We start from the raw sequence: 19094 nt of genomic DNA, 5'->3' as shown, positions 1-19094 counted from the left end.
CGTTTTTTTGTTGTAATTATAAAGTATAGATCAGAATACCCAGAATAATGATCAGATTACCAATGATTTTTCCACGGGTGATCTTTTCTTTCAGGATACGCCAGGAAAAGATCAGTACAAAAACATAGGCAGCGGTATCGATTACAGGACCAAATTTCATATCGACTCTTGTATAACACCAGGTATTGAGGAGCAAAACTCCGAAAAAGATGCCATAAGCCAGAATTACTCTCCAGTTCAGATATTCCCTGAGAGGATTTTTGTATGTGATATTGGCGCTCTGTTTCAGCAGAACCTGCGAAATTGCTGAAAAAAAAGTTCCTGCCAGCATGATCAGCATAAATGTTCTATTCATATCTCTGCACCATCCAGACTCCGACCAGAACGACCATGATACCGATGATGTTCTGAATCGACAGATTTTCATGAAAAATAATTACAGCCCATACCTGTGACCACAGAAGATAGACACTCTTGTTGGCGTAGGCCGTGGAAAGGGAAAATTTTTTGATTACCTGCTGCCACGCGATGGCGTAAATTCCACAGTTTGCGATCATAAGAAAAAGAAATAAATAGAGAAACGGGCTATTAAGCCCCTCTTTATTATAATAAACGGACGCAAGCTTGGAAAAAACGCTGGTGAGAGAAAACAGCAGGATATTCAGATGAAGCTGAATATAATCTTTGAGTTTTGTCATGTTTCCTCCATATAAATGTGATTGTAAACTGATAATCAATATATCGCATCTGTTCGTTTTATGCAAGAGAATGTTTCTGTGAAAAGTGCACAGCAACAACGGGTTTACAACAGGAATCGAAAATGATAATATTAAACGATAAGTGTCAACTGATACAAAAGAGAGGAAAAAAACTATGTGTCTATATTCAGTGGTTGTTCCTGTATACAATTCAGAACATACGCTGCAGGAACTGTACACTCGCCTGGAAAAAGTTTTCCGGGAAACAATAAAAGAAGAATTTGAACTGATCCTGGTAGATGACGGATCGAAAGACCGTTCTTTTGAAGTAATGAAAGAACTCCGGGAGAAGGATTCCCGTGTGAAGATCATCCAGATGGCAAGAAATTTCGGCCAGCATCCGGCACTTCTGTGCGGATTTGCCCATGCAAAAGGGGAGTTCATCGTAACGATGGATGATGACCTTCAGCATCAGCCGGAAGAGCTTCCGAAGATGATCAATGTCATGAATGAACGGGATGATGTGGATGTGATCATTGCAAGTTATGAAGGCCGGAAGCATAATCTGATCCGTAAACTGGGAACAAAATTATCCGTCTGGGCTACTTCCAAAATGCTTGGGAAAGACCCGAATCTTCAGATTACCAGCTACCGCCTGATCCGCCGTTTTCTTGTGGAAGCCATGCTGAAGACCAATACATATCTTCCGCAGATCGGCAATCTCCTGGTTTTAAGCTCCAATCGGATCATCAATGTGCCGGTACAGCATGCAGCCCGTGCCTATGGAAAAAGCGGATATTCTTTCCGCCGTCTTGTGAAAGACCTGATCTATGATATCACGGCCCATACGGCATTTCCGCTTCTTATGGTGAGGAACATCGGAATCGCAAGCTTTCTGGTAAGTCTTTGCCTGGCCATCTATTATCTGGTGCGTTATTTTATGTTTGGAATTTCTGTGGAAGGATGGACATCCCTGATGCTGGTAATGCTGGCATTCTTTGGGCTGACACTGCTTTCCATTGGAATTATCGGAATTTATCTTATGAATATCCTCAATGAGGCGAAGAAGATGCCACATTATGTGATCCGTCAGGAGGAAACAGACTGATGAAAAAAGAAATCGGTGGTTATCTGGAACTGGAAGAATCTACAGGTCAGGAATATTATCCTGAACTTTGTGGAGTAAACCTTGGGAGAACCGCACTTCTTTGGTTGATGGAAGCTCGAAACTGCAAAAAAATCTATCTTCCAACATATCTCTGCGATTCTGTGACCGGAGCCTGTGAAGAAACAAAAGTGGAAATAGAATTTTATCATATGGATGAAAAGTTATGTCCGCTTCTGCCGGAAAAGAAACTTCCGGATGGTGAATATCTTTACCTTGTAAATTACTACGGACAGCTGACCGATGACAGAATCCGGCAATATAGGGAAATTTACGGAAACATTATCGTGGATCATACACATGCATTTTTTCAGAAGCCTCTGCCTGGCGTGGATACTTTGTACTCCTGCCGGAAATTCCTGGGGGTCAGCGACGGGGCATATCTGTCAACGGATGCGAGTCTGCATCCGGAAAAGAAACCGCTGGATCATTCCATGGGAAGACTTGAGCACATTCTGGGCCGATATGAGTATGATGCCGGTACTTTTTACCAGAAGATGCTGGACAATGCGGCAGATTATCATGAGATGGAAATCCGCCGCATGTCACGGCTGACTGGAAATCTTCTCCGCTCTATGGATTATCCTTATATAAAAGCGAAAAGAGAAGAAAATTATCATCTGCTGACAGAACTTCTTCCGTCAGAAAGTATTTTTAATCAGGTAATTCCTGAGGGACCGTTTGCCTATCCCTATTATCATGAGGACGGGCTGGCACTTCGAAAATGGCTGGCCGGCCGGAAAATTTTTGTGCCGACCTACTGGCGGAATATCATCGATCATTTTGATGAGGATACCATGGAATATGACTGGGCCGCCAATGTCCTTCCTCTGCCCTGTGATCAGAGATACGGGGAGGAAGAAATGCGTTACATTGCGGATTCCATAAGAGAATGGGAGGAAACAAAAGCATGAAACACCGACTTCTGATACTGGGAACTCTGGGGGAATTTGTACAGCTGGTACAGAAATCCCGGGAAAAAGGATACTACACCATTGTCTGTGACGGATATCCGGATGGTCCGGCAAGGAAATTTGCGGACGAGGCGTATCAGATTCCGGTAACAGACACGGAAAGAATTGCAGAACTTTGCCGGGAAAAAGAAATTGACGGTATCATTACTTCCTTTTCTGACCTGCTTCTGGAATGTATGGTGAAAATTGCCGACAGGGCAGGACTGCCCTGCTATCTGAAACCGGAACAGCTTCCATGGTACCGCGATAAATCCGAGACAAGGGCACTTCTCCGGAAACTGGAACTGCCAACCCCGGGATTTCGAAAGATCCCTACAGCGGTGCTGGAAGATCCGGACAGAAAATCCAGGCTTAAGGAGCGGCTTAAAGGGCTTCGTTACCCGGTAGTCAGCAAACCGCTGGATAAATACGGTTCCCGTGGAATCTATATATCTGAAAATCTGGATGAACTTATAGAAGCGTCACAGAAAACAGCAGAATTTTCTGATATGCCGGAGATCCTGGTGGAAGAATATAACGATGGATATGAATTTAATATGATGACCTGGGTCCTGGATGGACAGGTTCATGTGATCAGTATTGCAGACCGTGAAAAAACATCGGTTGCAAAAGGCGAAATTCCCATCAGTACAAGAAATGTCTATCCGTCCAGGCTTATGGCAAAGGTAGAGAGACCTGCCACAGAACTTCTGCAGGCCTATATAGAAAAGACCGGTCAGAAAGACGGAGCGCTTTCCATGCAGTTCTTCTGGAAACCCGGGGAAGGAATCCAGGTCTGTGAGATTGCGGCACGTTTTTTCGGATATGAGCATGAACTTACTGACATAGTATACGGATTTAATATGGAAGAACTTCTTCTGGCTTCTCTGTATGACAGAACAAAACTTCAAAAAATGCTCACAGACCATGACATACACAAACCACATTGCTGTGGCGCTGTGATCTATTTTCAGGGAAGACTGCTCACCATCGGAGATCAGTCGAAAGCTGTCCGGCTGGGACAGAAAAAAGAAGTGGAAAAACCGTGGATCTTTTATAGAGAAGGAGAAACGGTGATCGAACATGGTCCGAATCCATATCTGGCACTGTATTACGTAAAAACGGAAAACCGTGAGGAAATGGATGAACTGACACAGGAATTTTACAGGGAAATGCACATTCTGGATCCATCTGGAAAAGAAGTGGCATATCAGAATCAGATCCCCGATTATACACCTGCAGAAAAATAGGCATTGAATTTACAACATGAGTGTGAGAAAATGAAATGTACAGTTAATAAAGAAAAACCATGAAAAACAGAAAATAAAGAGGAAATACATGATTGATTTTAACAGACCTGCGTTTACAGGTAAGGAATTTGAGTATATCCGGGATGCGGTAGAACGGGGAATGCTCTGTGGGGATGGAATCTACACGAAGAAATGCTCTGCATGGATGGAAAAACGTTTTCATGCCGGGCATGTAATGCTGACGACTTCCTGTACCCATGCGCTGGAGATGGCTGCATTTCTTGCGGATATCCAGCCAGGTGATGAAGTGATCATGCCATCGTATACCTTTGTGTCAACGGCAGATGCATTTGTGCTGCGGGGAGCGAAGATCGTATTTGTGGATATTCGGCCGGATACCATGAATATCAATGAAAAACTGATCGAACAGGCGATCACAGAAAAAACAAAAGCAATCGTTCCGGTTCATTATGCAGGTGTAGCATGCGAGATGGATACGATCATGGACATCGCCAGACGCCATAATCTGAAAGTTGTGGAAGATGCGGCTCAGGGTGTGGATGCCTACTATAAAGGAAAAGCGCTTGGAACTATCGGGGATTTTGGCTGCTACAGCTTCCATGAGACGAAGAACTATACTATGGGAGAAGGCGGCGCGATCCTGTTTAATGAGGACCAGTACCAGGAGAAGGCGGAGATCCTCAGAGAAAAGGGAACGGACCGCAGCAAGTTTTTCCGCGGACAGGTAGATAAATACCGGTGGATGGATTACGGTTCCTCCTATCTTCCAAGTGAGCTGAATGCGGCGTATCTTTATGCTCAGCTGGAACAGCATAAGAAGATCAGTGACAAGAGAATGCAGATTTATGATTTTTACAATGAAAATCTGAAGTTCCTTGCCGAAGAAGGAAAGATCGAGCAGCCTTATGTTCCAAAAGAATGTACGCATAATGCACATATGTACTACATAAAAGTTCACGATATCAAAGTACGTACACGGCTTCTGAAATATCTTCGGGAGCGGGAAATCTGCAGCGTGTTCCATTATGTACCCCTTCATTCCGCACCCGCAGGAAAGAGATTCGGAAGATTTTCCGGGGAGGATGTTTATACAACAAAAGAAAGCGAACGGCTGATGCGTCTGCCAATGTTCTATAATCTTGACATGGAGGATGCGAAACGGGTCGTGGATGCAATTGCTTCTTTTGATGGATTCTGATAGAAGAAGGGGAGAATTATGAAAAAAATTAAAAAAGTATTTATGATCCTGGCAGCAGTCAGTGTGGCGCTGATGCTTCCGGTACAGGCTATGGCAGCGGTGGATCTCAATGCGAAATATGACATCAGTACCAACCAGATCCAGGGATGGCCGGCCGGAGCCGATATCATTTCTGACACGGGCGTTCTGATGGACGCGGATACGGGTGTGGTTCTTTATAATAAAGGCGCAGATGAACAGCGTTATCCTGCAAGTATCACCAAGATCATGACACTTCTGGTGGCGGTTGAGAATTCCAGCATGGATGAACAGGTAACATTTACACAGACGGGTGTACAGAATGTAAATGCGGATTCCAGTAACATTGGCACGCAGGTAGGCGAAGTCCTGTCCATGAAAGACTGTCTTTATGCACTGATCATTAAATCGGCCAACGATGTTGCTGCACAGATTGCTGAGCATATCGGTGGCACGGAGCAGGCGTTTATCGATATGATGAACCAGCGAGCTCAGGAAATCGGATGTACGAATACACATTTTGCCAATTCCAGCGGACTTCCGGATGATAATCATTATTCCTCCGCAAGAGATATGGCTCTGATCATGAGGGAAGGTCTGAAAAATGACGATTTCCGTACTGTGATCGGGACTGCGGATTATACGATCCAGCCTACCAATATGAATGCTCAGCAGAGAGTTCTGCATACGCACCATCCAATGTTCGCGCCGGAAAGCGGATTTTATTATCAGGGATGCATCGGTGGAAAAACAGGAACTACAGTTGCGGCAGGCCATACCCTTGTTACTGCGGCTACAAGAGATAATACAACGTATATTGCAGTGACCATGAGGGCAGCTGATCTGGCGAATTCCTGTATGGACAGTACTGCCATGTTTAACTATGGTTTTGATAATTTCACAAAAACAGAAGTAGACGGAGGAAGTGTGCTTCTTCCAAAGGGAACAGATCTGAATTCTCTCACAAAGAAATCCGAAGATGTAAACGGAAAAACAGAAACTTCTTATTATTTTGGAGAATATCTGGTGGGCAGCGGAAGTGTGGCACAGGCTACAGCAACTCCAACGCCGGAGCCAACTGCGGCATCTGATCAGGAAAATACAGAAGGTTCCGAAACAGAAACAGCAGCAGATCAGACTGCTGCAAAAACAGAGAAGAGTACAGCCAGCAAAGAAAGCAGCGAAACAGAAGGAATGCCGGTACTTCGAAAGATCCTTCTGGGAATCATGGCAGTTATGATCCTGATCCTGATCGCTCTTCTTGTGGCACTCAGAATAAAAGAAAAGAAACACGCAAATAAATATCGTTAGAAAAGGAGAAAGAAAAATGGGAAAAATAAAAGTAACACAGTGCGGAGATATTGAAGGACTGAAAGTGATCGAGCCAACAGTTTTTGGGGATTCCAGAGGATATTTCATGGAAACTTACAATTACAATGACTTCAAGGAAGCCGGCATTGATGTGGAATTTGTTCAGGACAACCAGTCCAGCTCCCGTTACGGTGTCCTCCGCGGACTTCATTTCCAGATCAACTATCCGCAGGATAAACTGGTACGTGTGGTAAACGGAGAGGTTTTTGATGTTGCAGTTGACCTTCGTGAGGGATCCAAAACATTCGGAAAATGGTACGGAGTAGTTCTTTCAGCAGAAAACAAGAAACAGTTCTTTATCCCGAAGGGATTTGCCCACGGATTCCTGGTACTTTCCGAGAATGCGGAGTTCACCTACAAATGCTCTGACTTCTATCATCCAAACGACGAGGGCGGTCTTATCTGGAATGACAAGGATATCAATGTAGAGTGGCCGATCCCGGAAGGCATGGAGCTTATTTTCTCCGACAAGGATCAGAAGTGGGGAAGCTTCGAGGAATATAAGAATCGATAAGGAATTACAGAATGAAGAAAATATTAGCTTTGCCGGCAGAGCTGTACCAGAATCGAAAGCTGGTTTTAAGCCTTGCAAAAAATGATTTCAAAACAAAATATGCAGGATCCTATCTTGGCATTGTCTGGGCATTCATCCAGCCTATCGTGACGATCCTGGTCTACTGGTTTGTATTTTCCGTGGGACTGAAAGCCGGAACTGTATCGGATTATCCTTTTGTACTCTATCTGGTATCCGGTATCGTGCCGTGGTTTTTCTTCCAGGATGCGTTAAACGGTGGAACCAATGCACTGATTGAGTACAATTACCTTGTAAAAAAGGTTGTATTTAAGATCAGTATTCTTCCCATCGTGAAGATCATTTCCGCACTTTTTGTGCATGTGTTTTTTGTAGTGTTCGCACTTATTTTGTGCGCATGTTATGGATATACACCAAGTTTATATACACTGCAGATTATTTATTATTCCATCTGTACCTTCCTTTTGGTACTGGGGCTTGTGTATGCCACAAGTGCAATCGTCATTTTTTTCCGTGACCTGACCCAGATCATCAGCATTTTTCTCCAGGTTGGCGTATGGCTTACACCGATCATGTGGGATATCAATATGCTGTCTTCACATCCATGGCTGATCAAGCTGTTCAAGCTGAATCCAATGTACTATGTAGTTACGGGTTATCGTGATTCCATGCTTGGTCATGTCGGAATCTGGAACCATGCTTCATGGACGATCTATTTCTGGGTGGTTACGATCCTGCTTTTCGGACTGGGATCTGTAATATTCAAACGTCTGAAACCGCATTTTGCAGACGTTCTTTGATCGAATCAGGGAAGTCTCCTGCGGAAACTTGCTCAGTACGCAGAAAAACAGCAAAACGGCGACAGATTGTGAGAGTGAACGATTTACACAAAAGTGAGGTTAAAAATGGCAGAAGATATTGCGATTTCAGTAAATGATGTCAGTAAAATGTATAAACTTTACGATAATCCCATGGACCGTCTTAAAGAGTCTCTGGGATTATCCAGAAAAAAGAAATATAAAGAGCACTATGCTCTGAACCACGTATCTTTTCAGGTGCATAAAGGGGAAACAGTAGGAATCATCGGAACCAATGGATCTGGTAAATCTACGATCCTGAAGATCATCACAGGCGTACTTTCTCCTACAGGTGGAGAAGTTTCCGTAAATGGAAGGATTTCCGCTCTTCTGGAGCTTGGAGCAGGATTTAACGGAGAATATTCCGGACTTGAGAATGTATATCTCAACGGAAGTATGATCGGTTTTTCCAGAGAGGAGATTGATGCCAAGCTGCAGTCTATCCTGGATTTTGCAGATATTGGAGAGTTTATCCATCAGCCGGTAAAAACATACTCCAGTGGTATGTTCGTGCGTCTGGCTTTTGCGGTGGCCATCAATATCGATCCGGAGATCCTGATCGTTGATGAGGCGCTTTCCGTAGGTGATGTATTTTTCCAGGCAAAATGTTACCGGAAATTCGAGGAGTTCAAGGAAATGGGTAAGACCATTTTGTTCGTAAGCCACGACCTGAGCAGTATCGGAAAATACTGCGATCGGGTTGTTCTTCTCAACAAAGGAGAAAAGCTTGCGGAAGGTGGCGCCAAGGAGATGGTCAATCTCTACCGTCGTGTGCTGGTGAATCAGTATGATGATGCAGATCTGGAGGAAGGTGCAGAGAATGCAGAAGCAGGGCAGGATGGTCAGCTGACAGATGGCACAGCTGGAGAAAATGTGTCGAAAAAAGAGCATGCCGGAGGCGGCAGGGCTATGAAAGACAGCCTGAATCTGAATCCGAAGGTTCTTGAGTATGGCAGTAAGCTTGGAGAGATCGTGGATTTTGCGATCCGGGATGATACCGGAATGATTACAAATGTGATCGAAAAAGGTAAAGAATTTTCTGTTCAGATGAAGGTACGCTTTCAGGCAGATGTCAATGACCCGATTTTTGCATTCACACTGAAAGATCTGAAAGGTACGGAAATCACAGGAACAAACACCATGTATGAACACACTCCTGTGAAACCGCAGAAAGCCGGTGATGTGCGGGAGATTACTTTTAAACAGATAATGCCGCTGGAGGCAGGAGAATATATGCTTTGTCTGGGCTGCACAGGATATAAAGACGGCGATTTTACCGTATTTCACCGGCTTTATGATGTGTGCAATCTGACGGTGATCACAGATAAAAAAGCAGTGGGATATTTTGACATGTTTTCCAAAGTATCTGTGAAATAAGTGGAGGAACTACTATGGCGGAGTTGAATTTAGATTATTATACGGCGAAGGATCATTATTCCGATGGGGATATCGAGGAAACACTTCTGAAAATGGCACAGGAAGGGAAATCGTTTGAGGACCTGCCGGAGGATGAAGTGAGTTTTCCCATGGTCTATCATTTTTCCGGACTGCGGGAGAATATTTTAAGCTGGTACCCTCTGAAAGAGACGGATTCCGTTCTTGAGATCGGAGCCGGATGCGGAGCTATTACCGGAATGCTTTGCCGCAAGGCCGGGCATGTGACTTCAGTGGAGCTTTCCAAGCGTCGTGCAGACATAAATTATGCAAGAAACAATGATAAAGAAAATCTCACGATCATGGTTGGAAATCTCAACGACATGACTTTTCCGGAGAAATTCGACTATGTGGTAGTAAACGGTGTTCTGGAGTATGCCATGAGTTTTACGGAAGGAAAAACTCCTTACGAGACATTTCTTCAGCGTATGGGTGCATACCTGAAACCGGAGGGAAGACTTCTGATCGCCATCGAGAACCGACTGGGACTGAAGTACTTTGCCGGAGCACCGGAGGATCACACAGATCTTCACTTTTTCGGAATCAACGGATATCCGGGAAATCAGTCTGTGCGCACCTTTTCCAAGAATGAACTGGGAGAGCTGCTGGAAAACAGCGGCTTTCCTTTTCTGCACTTTTATTACCCGTACCCGGATTACAAATTTCCTACAGAAATTTTTACAGATGAGAGCCTTTATACCAATTCCTATGGAAGAAACTATCCGGTGTACACAGATAAGACAGCGGATCTTTTCTCAGAACATGCAGGGGTAAAAGCTTTTGAAAAAGAGAAGATCCTGAGCAGTTTTGTGAATTCTTTCCTTGTGGAGGCCGGAAGAACAGAAAGACAGGAGAAGGAAGAAATTCTCTATGTAAAACTGAATCAGGAACGAAAGGAAAAGTTTCGGCTTCTGACAAAGATCGTTCGTGAGAACGGAGAGGTCCGTGCAGAAAAAGAGGCCATGGTGCCTGAGGCAGAGTGGTTCCTGAAGACCCTGGAAAAGCTTGGAGCGGAAAAAACAGGCTCTGATAAATATAAAAATCTTCCATGCAAGGCAGAAAACGGAAAAGTCAGCTATCCGCTTCTTACCGGAAAAACTCTTCATCAGGAAATCGCTGAACTTGCTCATGAAGGAAAAACCGGGGAGCTCAAAGGACTTCTTAAGAATTTCCATCGGGATTTTTTCCAGTCCCGCAGGATCATGGATTACAGAACGAAAGAGTTCTGTGAGGTATTTGGAAAATATCCCGGAAGAACAGATTATGAATGTGTCTGCCCTGCCAATGTGGATCTGATCTGCAGTAATATTTTCATGGGTGAAAGCCAAAATCAGATCATTGATTATGAATGGATGTTTGATTTTCCTGTACCGGTGAATTTCATTATGTGGCGTCTGATCCATGAACTGTATACTCATATTCCGGAGCTGCCACAGCTGATACATGAAGATGATATGATGGCAGAATTTGAAATCGGTTACACAGATTATGAGATCTTCATGAAATGGACCATGCATTTTGTTTATGAGTATGTTGGATGTGGATCCCTGCTTCCGTTTGAACAGAAAAAAGTACCGGTTTCCGTAACAGAGCTGGTGAACAGAGAAAGAGAAAAACACCAGATGCACAGTAAGATTTACTATGATCTTGGTGAGGGCTTCTGTGAAGAACATACGCTTTATGCAGAGGGAAAACTTACAGGAAACCGTTTTCGGGTGGAGTTTGATCTTTCCGAAATTGAGGGGATAAAGAATCTCCGATGGAATCCGGCAAACGGTCATTTCCTGAAAGTAAAAGTAGAGCGCCTGGACTGCGGATGCAGTGCAGAACTTGTGCCGCAGGGTGTTCATATGAAGGTGGACAACAGTATAACCGCATTTTTTACAACCGATGGTTTTTATCTTATTCACGTTACACACCCGGAAAATGTAGATAAGATCGTAATTGAGGGAAAACTTGACTGTCTGGAGCTTCCGGATGTGGAAAAGCTTCTGGCATTTGAAAAAGAACGGGAAGTACGCAGGGAACAGGAAAGAGTTAAAAAAGAGGCCGAACGTGCAGCAAAACAGGCGGCGGAAGAGGCAGCCCGTATGCAGGAAGAGGCACTGCGTCATCCTGGCAAAAAAGCTCAGGTGAAAAGGCTGGTCAAAAAAGTTCTCCATTATCATACAGAGCCAGCAACTGTGATGGGAGTGGAGGCAACTCCTACCTGTATGGGAAGTGTTGATTTTTTCCATTATGAAAATGGTACTTTAAATGCCATTGGCTGGGCATTTGATCCTACATTTGCTTCCATGGGACAGCCAAGGATCGTATTTTACCAGGGAACACAGAAGCTTCAGGAAGCTTCCTGTACTACGATCTATCGTACGGATGTAGCCAATGCCATTGGAAAGCCGGAGGCGGAAAGTGCGGGATTTTCTTTCCTGGCAACGGTTCTTGCGCCGGCAGAGATTTCTGTTTTTCTGGAATACGGAACAGCAGCAGATACCGGAAGATTCCTCATTGGAAAGATTCCCGGAACCAGAGATCAGAAGGAACTTCTGGTATATGCCATTGAAGATCCGAAGAGTATCGGAAATCTCCGCCACTTCAAACAGCGTTATGTCCGCAGTGTGAGAAAAGATTATCCACAGGCTGTTTATCAGCAGAAGGTGGATGTGATCGTGCCGGTTTATAATGGTCTGGAGTATTTTGACGCCCTGTTTTCCGGAATTGAGAAGACAAAGGTTCCGTATCGCCTGATCATTGTAAATGACAAGAGCCCGGACTTGGAAGTAGGAAAATATCTGGAAAAATATGCCGCTGAGCATGACAATGTGGTACTTCTTAATAATGAGACCAATATGGGCTTCCTTCCGTCCGTAAACCGTGCGTTAAAGATGGCGGAAAATCACGTTGCCCTTGTAAATACAGATGTGGAGGTTCCGGAAGAATGGCTGGAGCGCCTGATGCTTCCCATCTTCGCAAAGGAAAAAATTGCGACCACCACACCGTTTACCACCTGTGGAACCATCTGCAGTTTCCCGGATTTCTGCCGGGATAACAAGCTGTTCGAGGGAATGCCGCTGTGGGAGATCGATGACGAATTCCGTATGATCCGCCCGCAGTATCCGGCCATGCCTACCGGTGTGGGATTCTGCATGGGTATGAACCTGAAAGCAATCAGAGAAGTCGGACTTCTGGATGAGGAGAACTTCGGAAAAGGCTACGGAGAGGAAAATGACTGGTGTCAGCGTGCCATAGCAGCAGGTTATGAGAACGTACATGTAGATAACCTGTTTGTATATCACAAGCATGGTGGAAGCTTCCCGTCCGAGGAGAAACAGCGCCTTCTGAAAGAGCACAGTGATGCACTGCTCCGCAAGCATCCGGACTACAACAAGGATACCGCAGATTACTGCAGAAGAGATCCGCTCCGTCCGGTAAGGCTTTATGTGGAAATGAAACTTCTCAATAAGAAACTGGATGTGCCTACCATTGTGGCTTTTGACCATGATCTGGGTGGTGGAGCTACGGCTTATCTTGTTGAGAAAAGGCGTCTGGCACTGCGGGAAGGATACCGTTTTGTAACTATCCGCTATAATATCGTAAGCAACCGTTTTTACTTTACGTATCAGTATAAGCAGTATGAGATGGAATTTTTTGCCAACGATCTGGAAACTGCTCTTGGAGAGCTGATGCGTGTGGATGAGATCTGGATCAACGAGCTTGTAACTTACCAGAATCTCTATGGAACCCTGGAGCGTATCCTGCGTCTTAAGAGAGAACAGGGTGCGAAGATCCTCATGCTTCTTCATGACTTCTTTGCTCTCTGTCCGGCAGTGAACCTGATCGATGCGAAGGGAAAATACTGCGGCGTTCCATCCTGCGATGTCTGCGACAAATGTGTTCCGGACAACCGCAGCAATGCATGCACAGAGTATGGAAGTGGAACTCTCTGGCGTACAAAATTCCGGGAATTCCTGTCAAACTGTGATGAGATCCGTGCGTTTTCCGATGATACGGCGAAGCTGTTCAAGCGTGCTTATCCGGATGTATACAATCTCCATGTGATCCCGCATGCACCACATTATCTTCCGGCAGTGAAGAAAACCAGAAAGACCACAGAGACCTTTAACATCGGTCTCATCGGTGTGCTCTGCTACAAAAAAGGCCTGGAAGTTGTGAAGGCGCTTGCAAAATATATCGAAGAGAATGATCTGAGTATCCGTCTGAGACTGATCGGTACTTCCGATGAAGAGATCGAAAGCCCGGTATTTTCCCAGACAGGAAGATATACAAGAGAAGAGATCCCGAGGCTTACCCTGGAGCAGGATATTGATATGTTCCTGATCCCGTCTGTATGGCCGGAGACCTTCTCCTACACAACCTCCGAGATCATTTCCATGGGCTTCCCGGTAGCTGTGCTTCCGGTAGGCGCACCTGTGGAACGTGTAAAACGTTATGGGAAAGGTCTTGTTCTTAAGAATGAGCAGCCGGAGAATATTGTGGAAGAGATGATTTCCCTGTGGAAAACTCTTGGCGGAAATGAACTTCCTGTGGAAAAAAGCAAGATTCTTTTTGTCGGGGAGGAAATTTCCTTTGCATCCAGATATCGTGTGGAACATTTCCGGGAGCAGCTGATCCTTAACGGATATGCATCGAAATTTATCCAGATGGATCAGGCAGAGCAGGAGAAGATCGAAGAATATACAGCAGTTGTGATGTACCGCTGCAGTAAACTGATGGAAGCGGAAATGCTGGCCGACCGGGCAAAAGCTGCCAAAATTCCTGTTTACTATGATGTGGATGACCTGGTATTTGATTACGAAAAAATTTCCGGACTGCATTTCCTTAAAGGCAGCGAATACAGCGATTTCCGTACAACCACAGACCGAATCCACGGATGTATGGAATTCTGCGACGGATATTTTACGTCCACGGAAACGCTGGCAGAGGAAATCCGGGAGGAATTTCCGGGAAAACCGGTGGTGATCAACCGTAACTGCATGAGTATGGAGATGGAAGTTCTGTCTCACGAAGCGGTGGAACAGACAGATAAAGATAAAGACCGGATCTATATCGGATATCTGAGCGGTTCCAAAACCCATGATCAGGATTTTGTCCAGGTGGAAGCCGCACTTCTGGAAGTGATGGAGCGTCATCCTGAGGTTTATCTGAAGCTGGTAGGTGTTCTGGATGAGTCCGGAATGGAGCCGGTACAGAACCGTATTGAAAAGCTTCCGTTTATGGACTGGAGACAGCTGCCAGGAGTCATCGCAGGACTGGATATCAACCTGATGCCGCTGGAGAACACACTGTTCCACTGCTGTAAGTCCGAAAACAAGTGGACGGAGGCAGCCCTTGTGAAAGTTCCAAGTGTCATGAGCCGCAACCGTGAGATGGAATATGTGATCGAAAATGGAAAAGACGGCTGGATGTGCACCACGAAAGAAGAATGGGTCAGTGCCCTGGAATCTCTGGTAACCGATGAGAAGGCCAGAAAAGCCATGGGAGAGGCCGCACATCAGAAAGTTATGGAACATTACCTGACAGAGAATACCGGAAAGGACGCAATGGAGGAATTGTTATGCAGCGAGAGCTATACGAAGTAGAAAAAGACAGGTTTGACCTGAAGGACAGTTCCCTGTATCACCTTCAGGGAACCTGGCCGAAAGACCATAAGCCGGAAGCCGTTCTTGACGGGGAAAAACTTCCGGCTGCCATCAGTGCCCAGGAGCGTGTCAGCGCCCTGGAGCGCTTTAAAGATCTGGATCTGGTAAACGGGGAACGTGTGCAGATGGAAATAAAGCTTCCGGATCTGGAAGGCAAAAAGAAGCTTGTTGTCTATGCGGTAAAGGGCGGAAAACGTATCCAGTGGTTTGCTGTTTCCGCGGCGCAGCTTTACAGGAAGCAGGGAAAACCACAGTACTTTATCGAAAGTATTGAGGTGGAATCCGCAGAAAAAATCTGCCGTGTCCGTGGATGGGCAGCTTTTAACCGTCCCTTAACCATTCGTCTGGAAGACCGCAGCCGGAAGGAAATCCCCTGCGAGATCACCAGACTGAAACGGGTGGATGTGCAGAACCAGTACCAGGAAACAGAAATTGATGCGAAGAGCGGATTTTTCTTTGAATTCCATTATGACAATGTGAAGGAATTTTACATTGTATTTGAGGCCGGCAATGTGCGGACACTTCGTCTGGTGCATCTGCAGCCACAGAAGCGCCTTGCGGAGAAAGCCGCGGTATATTTCCGGAAGGGAAGCCGCTACATGAAACTTCACGGGGCAGCAGCCCTTACCGGAAAAGTTTTCGGAAAGGTAATGAACCGGAAAAACCGTCCTGTGGATTATTCCAAATGGATTGTGAAACATCTGCCGGATAAGGCGGAACTTGCGGAAGAGAGAAAAACAAAATTTTCCTGGAATCCCAAGTTCAGTATTGTGATCCCGCTTTACAAGACCCCGGAGAAATATCTCCAGCAGCTGGTGGATTCCATTGAGGCCCAGACTTACGGAAACTGGGAGCTTTGTCTTTCGGATGGAAGCGGAGTGGACTCTCCTCTTACCGATTATCTTGCCGGACTGGAAAAAAGTGATGAAAGAATCCGGGTGATCCGCAATGACCAGGCACTTCAGATCGCGGAGAATACCAATGCGGCTATGGAAGCGGCAACCGGAGATTTTATCGTGTTTGCAGATCATGATGATGAGATGACACCGGATGCCCTGTTCCAGTGCGTGAAGGCACTGAATGAAAATCCGGAGATCGAGGTCCTGTATTCAGACGAGGATAAGATGTCCATGGATGGCCATAAATTTTTCCAGCCTCATTTCAAACCGGACTTCAATATCGATCTTTTGTGTACAGTAAACTACATCTGCCATCTTTTTGTTGTAAAAAAAGAGATCGTGGATCAGATCGGAATGCTGAAGAAAGAATTCGACGGCGCACAGGATTACGATTTTGTATTCCGCTGCGTGGAAGCTGCGGGAAGAGAGAAGATCCATCATATCCCGAGGATCCTTTATCACTGGAGATGCCATGAGGATTCCACAGCAGAGAATCCGGAAAGCAAGATGTACGCCTTTGACGCAGGCGCACGTGCCATTAAAGCTCATTATGACAGGATCGGTGTTCCGGTAGAAATCGAGAAGGGCGAGTATCTTGGTCTTTACCGCACGAAATTCCTCTGGGAGGAAAAACCGCTGATCTCCATTATCATCCCGAACAAAGATCACATCGATGATCTGAAGAGATGTATTGATTCCATCGAAGAAAAAGCGACTTACCGCAATTATGAGTATGTGATCGTGGAGAACAACAGTACGGAAGATGAGACATTCGCTTATTATAAAGAGCTGGAAGCCTCCAATCCGAAGGCTCATGTGGTGTACTGGGATGGCATTTTCAATTATTCCGCCATCAACAATTTCGGTGCTTCTCATGCCAAAGGTGAGTATCTGCTTCTTCTCAACAACGATACGGAGATCATCAGTCCGGACTGTCTGGAACAGCTTCTGGGATACTGTATGAGACCGGATGTTGGAGCTGTGGGAGCGCGTCTCTATTATGAGGATGATACTGTGCAGCACGCAGGTGTGGTCATTGGTTTCGGCGGCATTGCGGGACACTGCTTTGTGCAGCAGAAGAGGGACGCTACGGGATACTGCCACAGGATCATCTGTGCCCAGGATTACAGTGCGGTGACAGCTGCCTGCATGATGGTAAAACGTGAGGCTTTTGACAAGGTTCACGGATTAAGCGAAGAATTCCAGGTTGCTTTTAATGATATTGATTTCTGCCTCCGTCTTGGAAAAGCCGGATATCTGGTTGTGTACAATCCTTATGCGGAGCTTTATCACTATGAGTCCAAATCCAGAGGTCTTGAGGATACGCCGGAGAAAGTGGCAAGATTTAACCGTGAGATCGCTTCCTTTGAGAAGCACTGGCCGGAAATCCTCCGTGACGGAGATCCTTACTATAACCCGAACCTTACACTGGAGAGTCAGGATTTCTCTCTGAAGCGGATATAGGAGGAACTGATCTTGGAAAAGAAAAAAATCTGGAAAGAAGAACGGTTTCAGGTGCTGGTTCTTGTCCTGGCAGCATTTCTGCTTTTGACTGCATGGGCATTCATGCAGCCGCTGGGAGCGGGCCCCGATGAAAAAATGCGCTACATGGTGGCACAGTATCTTCATAAACATCCGGGAAAACTTCCTCTCGGAGATGATCCTGCCATCCGGGATGCCACCTGGGGAATTTCCTATGCCTATTATCCCATTCTTTCCTATATGGTATCTGCTGTATTTATGGGAATTGTAGGTCTGTTCCATGCTTCTGCCGACGGACTTCTCCATGCGGCAAGAATGGCAGATGTGCTTTTTGTGACCGGATCTGTGTATTTCGTTGTGAAAGCATCCGGAAAGCTTTTCCCAAAAGAGGGAAGATGGCTGTTTGCGGCGCTGGCAGGTTTTATGCCACAGGCACTGTTTTTGGGAACTTATGTAAATACGGATTCCCTGGCACTTTTGTCTATGGGAATTATTCTGTATTCCTGGTCCTGCTATCTGGAAGAAGGAGACTGGAGTTTCAAAAACTCGATCCTGCTGGCTGTTGGCATGGCAGTCTGCGCATTGTCCTACTATAATGCCTACGGCTGGATCTTATGCAGCTTTCTGTTTTTCTGCCTGACAGTCCTTCTGTGCAGGGAAGAACCGGTAAAACAGAGAATCGCTTTTCTGTTTCGAAGAGGAATCGTGATCGCGGCAGTAACCCTTGTTTTATGTGGCTGGTGGTTTGTCCGGAACGCCATTCTTTATGACGGAGATTTTATCGGAAGAAAAGCCTGTGCAGAGTGTGCGGAGAAATATGCGGCCATTGATTACCGGCCGTCCAGATATCCAACACCGGAGAAACTGAAATGGACATGGAAGGATATTCTTCTGTATCAGGACCCGGGCTGGAACCATAACTGGTTACTGACAGTTCTGGTAAGTTTTATCGGAACTTTCGGACTGATGCAGATCTATATGCCTTATGGTGTGAGCAAGGCATATTTCCTGTTGTTCGGGATCGGTGGCCTTGGAGTATTGTCCATGCTGGGAATGTTTTATCCGAAGAAACGTACTGTCGTAAAAGAATGGAAAACATCAGGCACTGAAAAACTGAAGATAAAAACAGTGACTGTGTCCAATAAATGGGACAGAAAAGGAATCTTCCATCTGCTGATGATCCTTCTGATCCTGATCCCTGTGGGATTGTTCATGTATTATGTATATTACAGTGACAACCAGGCACAGGGACGTTACATCATGCCGGCACTGTATCCGGCCATGTATTTTGTGACAGCGGGCTGGAACTGTCTGCTGGAACGTTTTGTAAAAAAAGAAAATATCAGAATGTGGATCTACCGGGGCTTAAGTGCACTTCTGGTGGCTTCGCCGTTTTTGTGCTATATCTTCCTGGTGGTTCCGTTTTATCGCTGATTTTCCGAGGGGAAAATCGAAATTGACAATAAAAAAATCCCTCCTGTGTATCCGGATATGACCGGTACACAGGGGGGATTTTTTAACCAAATCAAGTAAGTCCCCTGCTTCAATCGCGAAAAGCA

Annotated in this window: 13 protein-coding genes; 11 read left to right on the top strand and 2 right to left on the bottom strand. The window is 45.5% G+C overall.

All coding sequences use genetic code 11. The features are described from left to right. Window positions 1–16: 16 nt before the first annotated feature. Together G5B12_RS00750 and G5B12_RS00745 are read right to left on the bottom strand one after the other, a co-directional pair. Window positions 17–355: an EamA family transporter gene (locus tag G5B12_RS00750; protein ID WP_021976731.1), complete on the bottom strand. Its 339-nt coding sequence runs from the start codon at window positions 353–355 to the stop codon at window positions 17–19. Then, entirely contained in the window at window positions 348–698 is a 351-nt protein-coding gene (locus G5B12_RS00745) for a hypothetical protein (protein WP_021976730.1), read from the bottom strand. The genes G5B12_RS00750 and G5B12_RS00745 overlap by 8 nt, the downstream gene beginning before the upstream one ends. Before the next feature lie 175 nt (window positions 699–873). Here G5B12_RS00745 and G5B12_RS00740 point away from each other — a divergent pair, with 175 nt between their 5' ends. The 11 genes from G5B12_RS00740 (at window position 874) to G5B12_RS00690 (ending at window position 18969) form a co-directional block, all read left to right on the top strand. Further along, window positions 874–1806 (top strand): glycosyltransferase family 2 protein, encoded by a 933-nt coding sequence (locus G5B12_RS00740; RefSeq protein ID WP_021976729.1) that lies wholly within the window; start codon window positions 874–876, stop codon window positions 1804–1806. Further along, window positions 1806–2777: a hypothetical protein gene (locus G5B12_RS00735; RefSeq protein ID WP_174087568.1), complete on the top strand. Its 972-nt coding sequence runs from the start codon at window positions 1806–1808 to the stop codon at window positions 2775–2777. Before G5B12_RS00740 ends, G5B12_RS00735 begins: the two co-directional genes overlap by 1 nt. Continuing rightward, complete coding sequence (locus G5B12_RS00730; protein WP_118062068.1) at window positions 2774–4066, top strand: ATP-grasp domain-containing protein; 1293 nt, start codon at window positions 2774–2776, stop codon at window positions 4064–4066. Before G5B12_RS00735 ends, G5B12_RS00730 begins: the two co-directional genes overlap by 4 nt. Before the next feature lie 88 nt (window positions 4067–4154). Continuing rightward, window positions 4155–5285: a dTDP-4-amino-4,6-dideoxygalactose transaminase gene (rffA, locus tag G5B12_RS00725; protein ID WP_021976726.1), complete on the top strand. Its 1131-nt coding sequence runs from the start codon at window positions 4155–4157 to the stop codon at window positions 5283–5285. Window positions 5286–5303: 18 nt separating this feature from the next. Beyond that, on the top strand, window positions 5304–6614 hold the full coding sequence (locus G5B12_RS00720; RefSeq protein WP_118062020.1) for a D-alanyl-D-alanine carboxypeptidase family protein: 1311 nt from the start codon (window positions 5304–5306) through the stop codon (window positions 6612–6614). Between the two features lie 16 nt (window positions 6615–6630). Further along, window positions 6631–7188, top strand: coding sequence for a dTDP-4-dehydrorhamnose 3,5-epimerase (gene rfbC, locus G5B12_RS00715; RefSeq protein WP_021976724.1), 558 nt, complete (start codon window positions 6631–6633; stop codon window positions 7186–7188). 11 nt (window positions 7189–7199) lie between these two features. After that, entirely contained in the window at window positions 7200–8006 is an 807-nt protein-coding gene (locus G5B12_RS00710; protein ID WP_021976723.1) for an ABC transporter permease, read from the top strand. A gap of 105 nt (window positions 8007–8111) precedes the next feature. After that, window positions 8112–9440, top strand: a complete 1329-nt coding sequence (locus G5B12_RS00705; protein WP_021976722.1) for an ABC transporter ATP-binding protein — start codon at window positions 8112–8114, stop codon at window positions 9438–9440. Between the two features lie 14 nt (window positions 9441–9454). Next, complete coding sequence (locus G5B12_RS00700) at window positions 9455–15094, top strand: glycosyltransferase (protein WP_174087567.1); 5640 nt, start codon at window positions 9455–9457, stop codon at window positions 15092–15094. Next, the gene (locus G5B12_RS00695) at window positions 15070–17517 is read left to right on the top strand and encodes a glycosyltransferase family 2 protein (protein WP_021976720.1); all 2448 of its coding nucleotides are present in this window, start codon (window positions 15070–15072) and stop codon (window positions 17515–17517) included. The genes G5B12_RS00700 and G5B12_RS00695 overlap by 25 nt, the downstream gene beginning before the upstream one ends. Before the next feature lie 12 nt (window positions 17518–17529). Next, on the top strand, window positions 17530–18969 hold the full coding sequence (locus tag G5B12_RS00690) for an ArnT family glycosyltransferase (protein ID WP_244096012.1): 1440 nt from the start codon (window positions 17530–17532) through the stop codon (window positions 18967–18969). Window positions 18970–19094: the final 125 nt, after the last annotated feature.

The sequence above is a fragment of the Blautia sp. MSK.20.85 genome, from assembly GCF_013317245.1.
Lineage (GTDB): Bacteria > Bacillota > Clostridia > Lachnospirales > Lachnospiraceae > Blautia_A.
The sequence above is the reverse complement of the archived record's forward strand: the minus strand, read 5'-3'. Positions and strand labels throughout refer to the sequence as shown.

Bases quoted from the DNA above. Each gene is read 5' to 3' on its own strand.
- G5B12_RS00745 (WP_021976730.1), bottom strand. From the start codon at position 698: ATGACAAAACTCAAAGATTATATTCAGCTTCATCTGAATATCCTGCTG.
- G5B12_RS00710 (WP_021976723.1), top strand. From the start codon at position 7,200: ATGAAGAAAATATTAGCTTTGCCGGCAGAGCTGTACCAGAATCGAAAG.
- G5B12_RS00700 (WP_174087567.1), top strand. From the start codon at position 9,455: ATGGCGGAGTTGAATTTAGATTATTATACGGCGAAGGATCATTATTCC.
- G5B12_RS00705 (WP_021976722.1), top strand. From the start codon at position 8,112: ATGGCAGAAGATATTGCGATTTCAGTAAATGATGTCAGTAAAATGTAT.
- G5B12_RS00720 (WP_118062020.1), top strand. From the start codon at position 5,304: ATGAAAAAAATTAAAAAAGTATTTATGATCCTGGCAGCAGTCAGTGTG.
- G5B12_RS00750 (WP_021976731.1), bottom strand. From the start codon at position 355: ATGAATAGAACATTTATGCTGATCATGCTGGCAGGAACTTTTTTTTCA.
- rffA (WP_021976726.1), top strand. From the start codon at position 4,155: ATGATTGATTTTAACAGACCTGCGTTTACAGGTAAGGAATTTGAGTAT.
- G5B12_RS00740 (WP_021976729.1), top strand. From the start codon at position 874: ATGTGTCTATATTCAGTGGTTGTTCCTGTATACAATTCAGAACATACG.
- G5B12_RS00695 (WP_021976720.1), top strand. From the start codon at position 15,070: ATGCAGCGAGAGCTATACGAAGTAGAAAAAGACAGGTTTGACCTGAAG.
- rfbC (WP_021976724.1), top strand. From the start codon at position 6,631: ATGGGAAAAATAAAAGTAACACAGTGCGGAGATATTGAAGGACTGAAA.
- G5B12_RS00735 (WP_174087568.1), top strand. From the start codon at position 1,806: ATGAAAAAAGAAATCGGTGGTTATCTGGAACTGGAAGAATCTACAGGT.
- G5B12_RS00730 (WP_118062068.1), top strand. From the start codon at position 2,774: ATGAAACACCGACTTCTGATACTGGGAACTCTGGGGGAATTTGTACAG.